The 13457-nt window shown below is 45.0% G+C and carries 16 protein-coding genes; 14 read left to right on the forward strand and 2 right to left on the reverse strand.

Annotated elements, in window-relative coordinates; translation table 11 throughout:
- The first annotated feature begins 17 nt into the window (after positions 1 to 17).
- From H3H32_RS24975 to H3H32_RS24985, 3 genes are all read left to right on the forward strand, one after another.
- Positions 18 to 1004 (forward strand): ion channel, encoded by a 987-nt coding sequence (locus H3H32_RS24975; RefSeq protein ID WP_182458464.1) that lies wholly within the window; start codon positions 18 to 20, stop codon positions 1002 to 1004.
- A gap of 163 nt (positions 1005 to 1167) precedes the next feature.
- On the forward strand, positions 1168 to 2049 hold the full coding sequence (locus H3H32_RS24980; protein ID WP_182458466.1) for a S66 peptidase family protein: 882 nt from the start codon (positions 1168 to 1170) through the stop codon (positions 2047 to 2049).
- 64 nt (positions 2050 to 2113) lie between these two features.
- Positions 2114 to 2911 carry an SDR family oxidoreductase gene (locus tag H3H32_RS24985; protein ID WP_182458468.1) on the forward strand — a complete coding sequence of 266 codons (798 nt, stop codon included), beginning with the start codon at positions 2114 to 2116 and terminating at the stop codon, positions 2909 to 2911.
- Positions 2912 to 2996: 85 nt separating this feature from the next.
- Here the strand turns inward: H3H32_RS24985 and H3H32_RS24990 are convergent, their stop codons facing one another.
- Complete coding sequence (locus H3H32_RS24990) at positions 2997 to 4352, reverse strand: amidohydrolase (protein WP_182458470.1); 1356 nt, start codon at positions 4350 to 4352, stop codon at positions 2997 to 2999.
- A 339-nt stretch (positions 4353 to 4691) separates the two neighbouring features.
- Here H3H32_RS24990 and H3H32_RS24995 point away from each other — a divergent pair, with 339 nt between their 5' ends.
- Complete coding sequence (locus tag H3H32_RS24995; RefSeq protein WP_182458472.1) at positions 4692 to 5174, forward strand: DUF4126 family protein; 483 nt, start codon at positions 4692 to 4694, stop codon at positions 5172 to 5174.
- Positions 5175 to 5469: 295 nt separating this feature from the next.
- Here H3H32_RS24995 and H3H32_RS25000 read toward each other — a convergent pair whose 3' ends face one another.
- Positions 5470 to 5706, reverse strand: coding sequence for a helix-turn-helix domain-containing protein (locus H3H32_RS25000; RefSeq protein WP_182458474.1), 237 nt, complete (start codon positions 5704 to 5706; stop codon positions 5470 to 5472).
- A 145-nt stretch (positions 5707 to 5851) separates the two neighbouring features.
- Here H3H32_RS25000 and H3H32_RS25005 point away from each other — a divergent pair, with 145 nt between their 5' ends.
- The 10 genes from H3H32_RS25005 (at position 5852) to H3H32_RS25050 (ending at position 13406) form a co-directional block, all read left to right on the forward strand.
- A complete protein-coding gene (locus H3H32_RS25005; protein ID WP_182458476.1) occupies positions 5852 to 6625 on the forward strand; it encodes a LytR/AlgR family response regulator transcription factor in 774 nt (257 codons plus the stop codon).
- 145 nt (positions 6626 to 6770) lie between these two features.
- Positions 6771 to 7796, forward strand: coding sequence for a sensor histidine kinase (locus tag H3H32_RS25010; protein WP_240543841.1), 1026 nt, complete (start codon positions 6771 to 6773; stop codon positions 7794 to 7796).
- A gap of 337 nt (positions 7797 to 8133) precedes the next feature.
- A complete protein-coding gene (locus H3H32_RS25015) occupies positions 8134 to 8469 on the forward strand; it encodes a response regulator (RefSeq protein WP_182458480.1) in 336 nt (111 codons plus the stop codon).
- A gap of 194 nt (positions 8470 to 8663) precedes the next feature.
- Positions 8664 to 11804: a lantibiotic dehydratase gene (locus tag H3H32_RS25020; protein ID WP_182458482.1), complete on the forward strand. Its 3141-nt coding sequence runs from the start codon at positions 8664 to 8666 to the stop codon at positions 11802 to 11804.
- 166 nt (positions 11805 to 11970) lie between these two features.
- The gene (locus H3H32_RS25025; protein WP_182458484.1) at positions 11971 to 12150 is read left to right on the forward strand and encodes a hypothetical protein; all 180 of its coding nucleotides are present in this window, start codon (positions 11971 to 11973) and stop codon (positions 12148 to 12150) included.
- 119 nt (positions 12151 to 12269) lie between these two features.
- On the forward strand, positions 12270 to 12521 hold the full coding sequence (locus tag H3H32_RS25030; RefSeq protein WP_182458486.1) for a hypothetical protein: 252 nt from the start codon (positions 12270 to 12272) through the stop codon (positions 12519 to 12521).
- 40 nt (positions 12522 to 12561) lie between these two features.
- Positions 12562 to 12705, forward strand: a complete 144-nt coding sequence (locus H3H32_RS25035; RefSeq protein ID WP_182458488.1) for a hypothetical protein — start codon at positions 12562 to 12564, stop codon at positions 12703 to 12705.
- A gap of 103 nt (positions 12706 to 12808) precedes the next feature.
- Positions 12809 to 12994 carry a hypothetical protein gene (locus H3H32_RS25040; protein WP_182458490.1) on the forward strand — a complete coding sequence of 62 codons (186 nt, stop codon included), beginning with the start codon at positions 12809 to 12811 and terminating at the stop codon, positions 12992 to 12994.
- 52 nt (positions 12995 to 13046) lie between these two features.
- The gene (locus tag H3H32_RS25045; protein ID WP_182458492.1) at positions 13047 to 13232 is read left to right on the forward strand and encodes a hypothetical protein; all 186 of its coding nucleotides are present in this window, start codon (positions 13047 to 13049) and stop codon (positions 13230 to 13232) included.
- Positions 13233 to 13265: 33 nt separating this feature from the next.
- Positions 13266 to 13406, forward strand: a complete 141-nt coding sequence (locus tag H3H32_RS25050) for a hypothetical protein (RefSeq protein ID WP_182458494.1) — start codon at positions 13266 to 13268, stop codon at positions 13404 to 13406.
- Positions 13407 to 13457 lie beyond the last annotated feature (51 nt).

Below are 13457 nucleotides of genomic sequence, written 5' to 3' on the forward strand. Positions count from 1 at the left end.
TAACAAACCGATTCGCTATGAATTCACAAACTCGCCAACTTTCTAACCACGCCCCCCAAAACAGCCAGTTAGTTGAGCAGGAAGAAAAACGTACAGATCTTGGTTTTGGCACGAAGCTAACCGATTCAAAAATAAGGCTGGTCAATCAGGATGGCAGTTTCAACCTGGTCCGGCAGCACGGATCACTCTGGGATCGATTGAATGTATACAATCGGCTGATCACCATGAGCTGGGTTCAATTTTTCAGCTGGCTTCTGGTTGCTTATTTGTTCACCAACACCCTATTTGCCGGGGTCTATATGCTAACCGACCCTAGTACACTGGTCGGTATAGCCGATGAAAAGCTAAACGGCCCTTTCTGGAAATGTTTCTTTTTCAGTTCACAAACGCTGACGACCGTTGGGTATGGCCATATTTCGCCCAATAGCTTCCTGACTAGTTCGATTGCAGCTTTCGAGTCCATGATTGGGTTACTGGCATTTGCCCTTGCCACAGGCCTATTATATGGGCGATTTTCGCGTCCACTTGCCCGCATCCGTTTTTCGAAACGGTCGGTCTTTGCGCCTTATCTGGATGTAAATGCCTGGATGTTTCGGATTATAAATACCCGCCCGAACCAGCTCATTAACTTAGAAATCACAGCCACATTGACACGCCTGGAACCGAAAGGGGATGGCACGCTTACCCGGAAATATTACCCACTCAATTTTGAACGGAGTAAAGTTTCGTTCTTTCCGGCCAACTGGACGCTGGTTCATCCGATTACAGAAAAGAGCCCGTTGTACGGCTCCACGCCCGAAGAGCTTGAGCAAGCGGATTCGGAAATTTTGATTTCGTTTCAGGCCTTAGACGATACCTTTGTTCAGAGTGTCCATACGCGTTTTTCTTATCGATATGATGAAATCCTTTGGGGGCACAAGTTCCGCCCGATGTTCGATGGGGATCAGCAAACCAGACTCGATCTGGATAAACTCGACGAAACCGAAGAAGCTGAATTGAATTAAGGTTTACGGTATTCGGTTTGAGGTTTACGGTTGGCTAACGCGCTAGTACCATTCATGCATCAGCCAACCATAAACCTCAAACCGAATACCGTAAACCTCAAATCCCAAACTATAACCTGAATGCTCCCCCCCCTTTTTACGTCCCGGCGATACGGTCGGTGTTGTGGCTCCTGCCAGTTGGTTTCCTTATGAAGAACTAGCCGACGGGCTGCGAATTTTGCGCGAAGATTGGCATCTCAACGTCATTGAAGGCGAAAGCCTGCACGCCATCGATGGTCCTTTTGCGGGTTCCGATGAGTTACGTCGGAACGATATTCAACGCCTGTTTGATGACCCAAACGTTCGGGCCGTTTTTGCCGCTCGCGGTGGTTATGGCTGTTATCGCATTGCTGATGACATTGATTTAACCAGCCTAAAGGCAAACCCAAAGTGGCTTGTGGGGTTTAGCGACGTCACGGTTCTCTTAAGTTTATTGCACAACAATGACATCGTGAGTCTTCACGGGCTGATGCCCCGGCAATTTGGTGACTCTGCACGGGCAGCTTCGCTGGAATCACTGCGAAAATGGCTGTTTGGGGAGGTTCCTGGGAATTACGTTGTCCCGGCGCATTCACTTAACCGAGCAGGATACGCCAAAGGAAAGCTCGTCGGCGGCAATTTAACAATGCTTGTCAACTCCATCAGCACACCAACCGATGTCGATTTCACCGGAAAAATCCTGTTTATCGAAGACATCGACGAAACGCTTTTCTCGCTTGATCGAATGATGACCCAACTCCGACGCTCTGGCCGACTAGCCAATTTGGCGGGGTTAGTTGTGGGTCAGTTTACCGACATGCGCGGAAATCAATCGTTACCCTTTGGGAAAGATGCCTTCGAGATCATTGCCGACACGGTTTCGGCTTACTCCTATCCTGTCTTATTCGATTTCCCCGCTGGTCACGTCGAGTTTAACCTGGCACTTCCTATTGGGCAACCAGTCGAGTTAGTGGTGGAAGCCGAAAATGCACGAATTGATTTTCTTTCGACAGGATTTACGGGATAAAATAGGATTTAATTTTCGATGCTAAAAATCCTGTTTTATCCCATAAATCCTGTCAGAAAACACCATGCCTCTTTCTAACGCTGTTATCTGGATTACGGGTGCCTCTTCTGGCATTGGTGAAGCGATTGCGCTTGCCGTTAGCAAACTGGAGAATGTAAAGCTGGTGTTATCGGCCCGACGATCAGACGAATTGCAACGGGTGGCGATCCAAACAGGCTTGCCACCCTCGAACGTGTTGGTCTTGCCAATGGACATGACTGCCCTAGACAGTCTGCCCAATCATGTTGAGCGGGTACGACAGCGCTTTGGACGCATCGATTACCTGTTTCAGAACGCAGGCATTACCCAACGGAGCACAGTTCTTGATACCGATTTCTCGGTTTATCAACGCCTGATGGATGTGAATTTCTTTGGGGTTGTAGCGCTTACTAAAGCTGTTTTGCCACTCATGCTGGCGCAGGGTAGTGGTCATTTTATTGTGACGAGCAGTGTAGCAGGCAAATTAGGGACAAAGCAACGCTCGGGTTATTGTGCAAGCAAACACGCCCTGCATGGATTTTTCGATGCACTTCGAGCTGAAGTTCACAACGCGGGCCTACGTGTAACGATTGTTTGTCCCGGCTACATCAAAACGGCTATTTCAGTCAATGCACTCCGGGCCGATGGACAAACGCACGGCAAAATGGATGATAATCAGGAGAAAGGAATGATGCCCGAGGAGTTCGCGCAACGACTATTACAAGCCGTTTCGAAGGGAAAAGAAGAGGTCTATATTGGCGGCTCCGAAATTTATGGTATTTATCTAAAGCGATTTCTGCCCGGATTATTATCGCGAATTCTGAGAAACAGAGAAGGAACGTAAGGTTGTTTCAAGTTTCAGGTTCAATGTTCCGGGAAGACATGGAACCTGAAACATTGAACTTGAAACATTGAACTTGAAACAACTTTTAATGTCCGCTTGCAGTCGTCAATTCTTTGATCGCAACGCCTTTACTGGCGAACTCCATATAGTCGGTCGTAAGGCGGCAGAGCGATTTCATTCCTAGCACAAATCCACCTTCATCGATCTGAAAATCAGGTGTGTGGTGCGGAGCGGCATCCTCTACTTTTTTACCTTTGGTCATACCACCCAGGAAGAAGAAGAAACCCGGTACTTTCTGCTGGTAGAACGAGAAGTCCTCTGCCCCGGTCTGGGCTGGCGTCAGTTTGATATTGGCTTTACCCGCCACAGCTTCCAGGCTCGGCACCATCTGATCCGTCAGTTTAGGATCATTGTAGGTAACCGGATACATGATATTAATTTTTACCTCGGCTTTTGCACCTGCGCTTTCGGCAATGTTCGTTGCAATTTCATCAATACGCCGATGAACCAGCTTTTGCGCTTCGGGGCTGAACGTGCGGATTGTACCGATCATGTTCGCTTCTTCAGGAATAATATTCTGCCGAATACCGCTGTGTAAAGCACCTACGGTTACGACTGCTGCATTGTCGGTGAGTGTAACGTTACGGCTCACGATGGTTTGCAGGCCCATCACCACCTGTGCCGACGTTACAATTGGGTCAACACCTGACCAGGGAGCAGCTCCGTGGGTTTGTTTCCCTTTGATTTTAATGGCGTATGAATCAACAGCTGCCATAGTCGCGCCGGGCCGGTATTTGATTGTCCCGACTTCCGTTTGTGAGTTGATGTGCAACCCAAAAATGGCGTCGACTTTGGGGTTTTCCAGAACACCTTCTTTCACCATCAGGTAAGCGCCACCTTCTTCCCCTTCGGGAGCGCCCTCTTCAGCAGGTTGAAAAATAAACTTAACCGTACCACGAAGATCATTTTTGACGGATGCCAAGATCTCGGCAGTACCCATCAGGATAGCTACGTGCGTATCGTGTCCGCAAGCATGCATAACGCCCGTTTGCTGCCCGTTGTACTCGACTCTGGTTTCCGATTTAAAGGGGACGTCAACTCGTTCGGTTACAGGCAAGCCATCAATATCGGCTCGTAGCGCTACCACTGGCCCAGGCTTACCACCTTTGAGCAAGGCAACAACACCCGTTTTGCCAACACCCGTTTTCACTTCCATACCCAGCGATTGCAGATGAGCCGCAATCTTAGCCGCCGTCTGAAACTCCCGATTACCCAGTTCTGGATGTTGGTGGAAATCACGACGCCAGGCGACTACTTTTTTCTCAAGTCCTTCGGCGGTTTTGTCCATCCGCGCATTCAATGTAGCGACCTGCCCAAAGGTTGTATGAGCCAAAAGGCCAGCAAAGGCTAGTGAAGAAACGAATAAAGTATGTTTTTTCATTACTAAGTATAATTTTTGGCACAAGTTAGATTCGCTTTTCAAGTTACGCAGAAGACAGTAGAAAATATTGATTTATGGCCATTTTCTTAAGTCAAATCACCTTAAACCGAACGAAAACAATTTTATATTTTTCAGCGACAGTAACACTCAGAATCCATACCCAAACGATACTAAGTCAGCGTTTTATAAATCAATTGAAAATTCTCTTATCTCAAGGCGTCAGTAAATACTGACGAAATAAAGGGCACGGGCTAATACCCGCGCCAGTGCAAGATTGCCCCAAAACAAAGCAGACTAATTGGCGTTGAGTTTACATAAATTACTCAACGTCAATTAGTCATGATTCGAACATACATCAATGCCTTCCAGATTGGCATTATTGCTGGCATGCGCAGCATGATGGCTCCCGCTTTTGTAAGTTATAAATTGTCGCACGCGTCGACGAAGCCATTAACCAACTCAAAACTTCATTTCCTGGTATCACCCAAAGCGACTATGGCGTTAGAGCTAATGGCTGGCGGTGAACTCATTGGCGACAAACTTCCCAGCGCTCCCGATCGTATTGCCCAACCACAGATTTGGGGTCGGATTGCGTCTGGTGCGCTGTGCGGGGCCGCCTTAACCGAAGCCAATAAGCAATCTGTAGGCTATGGTGCCATTTTAGGAGCTTTGGGGGCAGCAGCCGGATCGTTCGCCTTTTTTCACTTACGCCACTGGTTAACACACGAGAAAGATGTGCCCGATACGCTGGTTGCCCTGGCCGAAGATGCGCTGGCGATTGGCGCAGGCTTGGTGCTTATAGAGGGGCAGGGTATTGGTTGAAAAAGTTGTGCCTACGGGCTTCAGCCGTGGATGTTTTGAGTTGAACACCAGCTAAAGCCCGTAGGTACACTACTATAATGCAGGTAGCAATTAACTCGTATTTTCGATTCATTGCCTCCACAATTTTGCCAACCAATCCACAGCCAGCATGACCGGAATCCCAATGACCACAACCTGTTTTCGCGCATGGATATCAACCCACCTTAAGGATACGCCATTCAGCGCATGCACTCCATTGCTGTACGTTTAAGTGAGGTGGTTGATAACTAAATTGATGATAATATATAGATATTATTTACTGTTGCCGAACAACCGTGATGAGCAAATCCTGCAAGGTTAGTTCAATAAGATCCATTAGGCTAATCTTATATAAAGCCGATACCTGTTGTAATACTGTCAGTGACAACTCTGTACGGCCTGTTTCTTTTTTGCTGTAAGCGGCCTGGCTAACACCTAACTGAAAAGCAACGTACTCCTGTGGGTAACCGTGAATTTCCCGAAGTTTGCGGATTTTGGTGGCAATGGGGTTCATAATTTATATCGGTAAAGGTTTATGTTGTTTGACTGATACAAACTAACCGGACAGCATAACGGCAGAAAATTTATTTCGACTAATAGGGCATTTTCTTCGACTAATACGTCACCATAACAGGCTAATCGAATATATTGCTTCCACTATGACCGATATACTCACCTGTTACTTAGTCGATGACGAGTCACCTGCCCATGTCATCATGTCGAAATACATTAGTCGTGTGCCCTATCTGGCTCTGCTTGGGCAGACCTACGACCCATTTGAGGGCCTGGAACAGGTACAGCAGCTCAAACCCGATATCCTGTTTCTGGACGTTGAAATGCCGTATATGACGGGGATTGAGTTTTTAAAATCACTCCCACAACCTCATCCACTGGTCATTATGGTAACAGCTTCGCCCCAATTCGCGTCTGATATCTACAACTTCGATGCGGTGACCCATTATCTACTCAAACCTGTTGGGTTCGATAAATTTCTGGAAGCTATTAACCGGGTAACCAAACGGCTTGGCTTTGCCATAGATCCCAATGCGCCGACACCAACGCGCCCACCAGTCCATGTGCCAACGGAAGCCTCAGTTGATCCGCGCGAAAAAATCCCTTACTTTCTAATTAAGGAAGACAAAAAACTAATTCGTGTGGCGCCAGAGGATATTGTCTTCGCCGAAGGCATGAAAGACTACCTTAAACTGCACCTCACAACACGGATTCTGGTCACGCACATGACCATGAGTAAACTGGAGGAGATGCTCCCCCCCTCACAGTTTTTGCGAATTAACCGCTCCTACATTGTTAGGCGGCAAGCGATCAAAGAAATTGACGGCAATCAGATAACTACTCTCGACGGAAAGAAAGTAGTGATTGGCGTTACTTACCGCGAGCGGGTCATGGAGGAGTTGAAGAAGAATATGATTTAAGAAGCCTGAGCAACAAATTGTATTGCTAGCAAAATCCACTCCTACTCTTAATATTATGAGCCAAGTTCAGTCTCCCTTATTTAATCAAACAATGTTTAGAAGATTGATAAAGCACATTCTACTATGGGCCTTGTTTTCATACTTCATGCGATATTTCGTTATTGACATTTTTTACAAGGACAACAGCTTAGTTGATAATTGGCTATCTATCAGCTTAATTATACAAACAATTTCAATTTACTATTTCCTTGGGCATTATGTTTTTCCTAGATATTTATATAATTTCAGTATAGTACCTTTTACAATATGGCTCTTAGTTTGCCATTTTATTATTTACGAGAGTAACTATTTGCTATTCTATTACTTACAACAGATTAATATTGGTCCCCGAGTTGAAAGGGATTGGCAATTATTCCATCATGCTAGTTGGTACGGATGTTTTTCAAATGGAGCAGCGGCTTTTTTTAGTTCCTTCTATAGCTTTCCTTTTGCGATTATACTATTAACAATACAAGTAGTTAATGCTATTATTGACCTTAGAACTAAAAATCTACTCCTTGAAAAGGACAAGTTAAACCTTGAGTTAGATTTTCTAAAATCTCAGGTCAATCCTCATTTTCTATTCAATACACTTAATAGTGTGTATTCGCGTATTTTTGATACCGATGAAAAAGCAGCTGACTTAATTCTTCGCCTGTCGGAGTTGATGCGCTATAACCTCTACGAGACAAGCTTACCTAAAATAGCACTCGATAAGGAACTGGCTTACATTCAAAATTACTTGGGTCTAGAGCGCAATCGACTTTCAGATCGCTATGTGGTGATTGACTACGAGCAGAGTGGTACTCCTTCAGGCTATCAGATTACACCCTTGCTGCTCATTACTTTTGTGGAAAATGCCTTTAAACATGGTATAAAGGGAGCTACAGAAACAGCCTATGTGCAGGTAAGTGCCGATGTAACAGCAGGCCAACTTGTGTTCCGAGTTGAGAATAGTATCCCCAAGAAACTGCCTGTTGGCGAGTCAGACAAGAAATCGGGAGGTATCGGACTTGGCAATGTCCGCAGGCGACTTGATGCCCTTTATAAAGACAACTATGAATTAGTTGTAACACCAACGGAGAATACATACGAAGTTATGCTCATCATTCAGGTCGAGGTTTTACCCTAGCAAAGCATTAGTCGAAGCTATTAGTCATTTAGTCGAAAAATGTACGCTCACATGTCGAAAGTAGTTGAAGCTACCTGTGTACATCCACTACTTTTGAATTGTCGACAGACACAGAAATGATTCTAAAATCCTTATCTATCATAAACCTAAACTTAGGTTAATTACTGCCATGAAAAATCAAACTCCACCTGCTCCAACCCGCTTAATTTTTAAAAGACAACGCATTGTTTGCCTGACAAGCATTTCAACATGCCCTAAAAATAACGGGAGAACAACAATCTTCACTTTAGGAAATTTCTAGTCACCATTGCCAATCTACCTTCTCCTAAACCCATCAATGGCGAGTCGGCGTCAACTCGCTCATTACCTCCAACGCACCGGCTGGCTTAACGTTGGCCAGACCGGGGCGTTTACGGAGGATATGCTCACCGCCATTCAGACCACCAAACAAGCACTGGTCTTTATGCGGCTTGCCGGTCCAGACAATGATGTCCCCGGCCCGTTTCTGGATGCCCTGCGTAATCATCCGACGGTTGTTATTACCTCGCCGTATCCGCAGCATCTGTTCAGTCATTTAAACCTGAACCCGTTCGACTTTCTGACCGAACCGTATTCATTCGAGCGGTTTGCGGTTTGCCTGGATCGCTATGTCTCCTTTTTCGAGCAACGATGAATGTCAATTTATTTCGCTTAGAATCTGTTTGAGACGTGCCACGGTTTATCAGGGTACACAAATCAAGTAACCGTAGCACGTCTCAAACAGATTCTAAGCGAAAGTCCGGGTAAATAATTGGTCGAAAAAACCAAGAAACTATATACACCCAAAAAGTGACAATGTATTTTTGGAGTTGTTTATCCAACTCCAAGATGATTCAGCCAAAAGATTTTTTTTTACTGCGCCAGCCGACGTATTCCCTAGACACATTACTTCAATTTTACAACCAACTTGCTACCAATCCGTTATCTGACTTATTGCGTCAGCATTATCAGGATCCAATAGCGCAACAAGCCATTTTTGTCGCGTCGCCCGCCCTCTATGAACGGTTTCAACGCTGGCTCTCAGGCGAAACCCTCCCCGAGCAGGATAAATTGCTGATCACACTTCATAAATACCTGATTCGAATGTGTAGCCGTCCAACTCCTTACGGCCTCTTTGCGGGCTGTACAATAGGGCGCTTCGGCGAGCAAACCCAACTTCGGGCAGGCACAACGGCAACGCTTCGAACGCATACCCGTATCGATATGGATTGCCTGCTGGCAATCTGTCAGTGGCTTAGCCATCAGCCCATTATTCGAGAACAACTACGCCTGTTTCCAAACTCGTCGCTCTATCCCATAGGCTCCTCGTTGCGATATATTGAGCAGCAGTTCGACAATAAACGGCGCAGCTACTTTATCAGTGTTGCCGAAGCCGAACGCCATCTGACAACTGTTCTGGAAGCGGCACGTACCGGAGCAACCATTCAGGAACTGACAAATACCCTTACAACATGCAACATTGATCAGCACGAAGCAATTAGCTTTGTTGAGCAACTCATTGAAGGGCAACTATTATCGTTCGAGCTAGAACCAACCGTAACAGGGCTACACTATCTGAATCGGCTCACAGAACGAATTGCCTCCTTAGCAGACACAACCGACATAACGGAACAGTTACATCGACTACAACGATCACTACAACAGCCTGATCGACTACTGGCTTACTCAGAGGTTCAGCAATGGTTTACCGACCGGAATATTTATCCCCCCTCTGCCGATATTGTTCAGGTAGATACTTTTTTTGGCTGGGGCGACACTCGCAATCCGACCCTGCAACTGGGTAAGCATGCGTTGCAACTCGTACAACGAGATCTTGAGAAATTGCTAGTTCTGAACCAACCCAACGACTGCCCTGACCTCGATGAGTTTAAACGGCGGTTCTACAATCGCTACGAAGACGAGGAGATTCCGTTAGCGCTGGCTCTCGATGCCGAATCGGGCATTGGCTATGGCTCCGGCTCAACGTTTGGTGTAGGGTATGCACCCCTGATTGATGATTTAACCTTTATGACAAGTCCTACTACCCCAACAACAACCTGGGGCTGGTGGCAAACACTGGTGATGGATAAATACACGCAGGCACTCCGCACGAATCGGGCAGGCGATTCAATCCATGAAATTATTCTGACTGAGGCAGATTTGACCTATATCAGTAGCCAGGTCGCAACCCCGTCTGTTCCCGATAGCTTTTATGCCTTCGGTACGCTATTGGCCAGTTCGTCCAAAGCTGTGGATGAAGGTGACTTTCAGTTTAATTTATTGGCTTGTAAAGGCCCATCGGCAATAAACCTGCTCAGCCGATTTGGAGAAGGCAATGAAGCCTTGGCTCAACAGATTCAACAGTGCGCAACCGCCGAAGAAAACTATCATCCAGATGTGATCATTGCAGAGATTGTTCACTTACCCGAAAACCGGGTTGGCAATATTTTAATCCGGCCAACCACCCATCAATACGAAATTCCATACATGGGTCAGTCATCGGTAGCACCGGACTATCAAATTCCCCTGACCGACTTACTGGTATCGGTCCATTACGATCAAACCACGCAGGGACAGATTATTCTACGCTCGAAACGGCTGAACAAACGGATAATTCCCCGTTTGAGCAATGCACATAATTTCTCGCAGGGGTTACCTATTTATCGGTTTCTGTGCGACCTGCAATCGCAAGACGCCCACCTGAACATTGCCTGGAATTGGGGGGGTCTGCGAACACAAACGTATCTGCCCAGGGTTCGTTACCGGAACATCATCATTAGCCGGGCCACCTGGCAACTTGCCTGTAACGATCTCACATCCGACAATCCATTACGCTTAGTTGCTCAATTAACGGCTGCTGGCTTGCCTGATCAATTTGTTATTGCCCAGGGCGATAATGAGTTATTTATTTCAATGCACATTCCTGAATCACTAACGTTATTGGCTCAGCAAATCCGTCGACTGGCTCGTTCAGGTACATCGGCCCGCATCCGATTAGTGGAGTTTCTATCCATGCCCGACCGCTCTCCCTTAACCAATAAACGCGACCATTTTACGCATGAGGTGCTTATTCCGTTTGGAAATTTATCGGCGAAACCGTTTTCGGGGCTGAGCCAATCAGCAGACGTGTTGCCACAACGAAAGTTTTCGATTGGAAGTGAATGGTTCTATTTGAAGGTCTATACCGGCGAAAAAACCTCCGATACACTCCTGACCGAAACCATTTATCCAGTAGTACAACAGCTACTCAAAACACAGATCATTGACCAATTCTTCTTTGTTCGGTACAAAGACACCGATCCACACCTACGGCTTCGATTTCGGGGAAATGCTCACCTTGAATTTTACCATCATGTAGTACGAGTCATGGAAAAGGCATTGCATGAAGCCATTCAATCAGGTATTGTTCATCGTATCAAAGTAGATACCTATCAGCGTGAACTCGAACGCTACGGTATAGAGCACATGCCCTTATGCGAAACATTATTCTACTACGATAGCCTGTCTACGTTAGCCTTCATAGCGCGTACCGGTAATGAGTTTGACGAAAACTTACGGGTTGCCATAGCCATTCGTAAAATTGACCAATTATTGATCGGCGCAGGCCTCACGCCCAATGCCTGCCTGATAATATTAGGGGAGTTGAAAGAACGTTTTTTTCAGGAATTTGGCGGTACATCGGCCTTACGGCATCAACTCAATGAAAAATACCGGATGTATCGCCCCTTGATGGACCAGGCACTAGCCGACGATTTTCCGATTGCTGGCGATCTGACTAATTGGGAACACCGCCAGGCCGAACTGCTGCAAAGTCTGGTACGCTCCTTACCCAACTCCCGCCAACTCTATGCCATTTTAAGCAGCGTGATTCATATGCTTGTCAATCGTCTGTTTCCATCTAAACAGCGAGCTTATGAGTTAGTACTCTACCATTGCTTAGCCCGGCACTACGACTCCGTACGCGCCCGACAAGCTGTAGTTAGTGCCTAATTACTAGCTATATTTTTCCACTTATAACCAAATCGCATAAGTTATAGCTCAATGGAATATGATAAAAAGATTAGTTATTGAAGTCAGAAAAAACAACGGCCAATTTTGATGCAACAAATCAGCAACACAAATCTAAACTCATGTCTACCTAACGTAAACATACATCATGAAAACACGCATTCACTCGGAGCATTCTTTTGAAATATGGATCAACAATGATACCGATTTTCTGGCTGATGAAGCTGGCGATTTTGACGACAACTGGATCGTGTCTGCTGGCGATTTATTCGGCAATATGGCCTTGCCTCATGACGAGTCAGTTAGTTATTATGATGAGGCTGCCTAGGAAATACGACTCTTATAACCTAATTGAATAAAGTAAAACTATAGGTTATTGAATTAAAAGCGAAGTCGCTAGAAATTTGTATCACCTAATAAATAAAATGAAAATAAAAAACATATAAAATGAAAAAACTATTAGCCGTAGTAGGTATGCTAATCATGGCAACAGCTTGTAAAGAAAATTATACAGTAGAGCCATCGTATGCTAACAATACATACAATTCTGGGAGCAAGCCCAAATCGTCAAATACGGAAAGCGATTCTGTTGTAAAACGTAAGATTATTTTACCAATTAAAACTCAGCCAATAGAGCAACCTGTAACAAATCCACCGTTGGAAAAAGGGAAAAACTTACCCGACCATCAGGAAATCTAATAGTACTGCTTGCATAAACAAGCTTATTGATCAAGAATTAATGGAACGCTACAATAGTAGGCAAAATCAGGCTACGGCAAGTCTTCGGAAGATAACTAAACTGGCATCTTATCAGATGCGGGCATTGACCCAGCAAAAAGCATTAGTCAGAAGCTCGTCGAAACAAGATAAAATTGAATACTAGTTGTGGAATAGATTAAGAGTGCACGAGTATCTATTGCGGCTAAAGTATCCCGGGTTAAAGCAGAGGTTGCAATAGTTATAAAAAAAATTATAAAAAAAACACCATGACAACATTAAATCTGGATAAGTCAAGTACGGTTGAATTAGATTTCAACGAAATGCAAATGGTTGATGGAGGTAGTTGGTTAGATGATGCTGGCACATGGTGCGGTGAGACATGGTGTCGGGTTAAACAAGCCTTCTCAAGTGGATTTTCTAATGGCTCAGCAGCTGCCGATGGAACCAAATAACCTATTACCAACTATTAACTTTTTTAAAAGTAATACTTAACAAATAGAAATCATGCAATTAAGTATCAATAATTTTGAAGTTTCTGAATTAACTTCTAACGAATTAAATCTGATTGATGGAGGTAGCCTACTCAGTGACATCGCTTACGGAGTTGGATATGCTTGTGGATATGTATATGGGGCTGTCAGTAATATAGTGTCTGGGCTTGAAGAAGCGGCCCGCGCACATAACAAATAGTAATCAATTTTATCAACTATAATTTAATAAATCATGAATTCATTAGAACTAATTGAGCTAAACTTTAACGAATTGGCCTTTATCAACGGCGGTGTAGATAAAGATAGCATGTGGTACAAGCTTGGCTATGCCGTGGGTACTTATTTATTTGAGCATGGTATACCAGGGAAGTGATTATACACACTAAAAATTACTGGCTACTTAGATAAGTAGCCAGTTTTTATA

It is taken from the genome of Spirosoma foliorum, from assembly GCF_014117325.1.
In the GTDB taxonomy this organism is placed as follows: Bacteria; Bacteroidota; Bacteroidia; order Cytophagales; family Spirosomataceae; genus Spirosoma; species Spirosoma foliorum.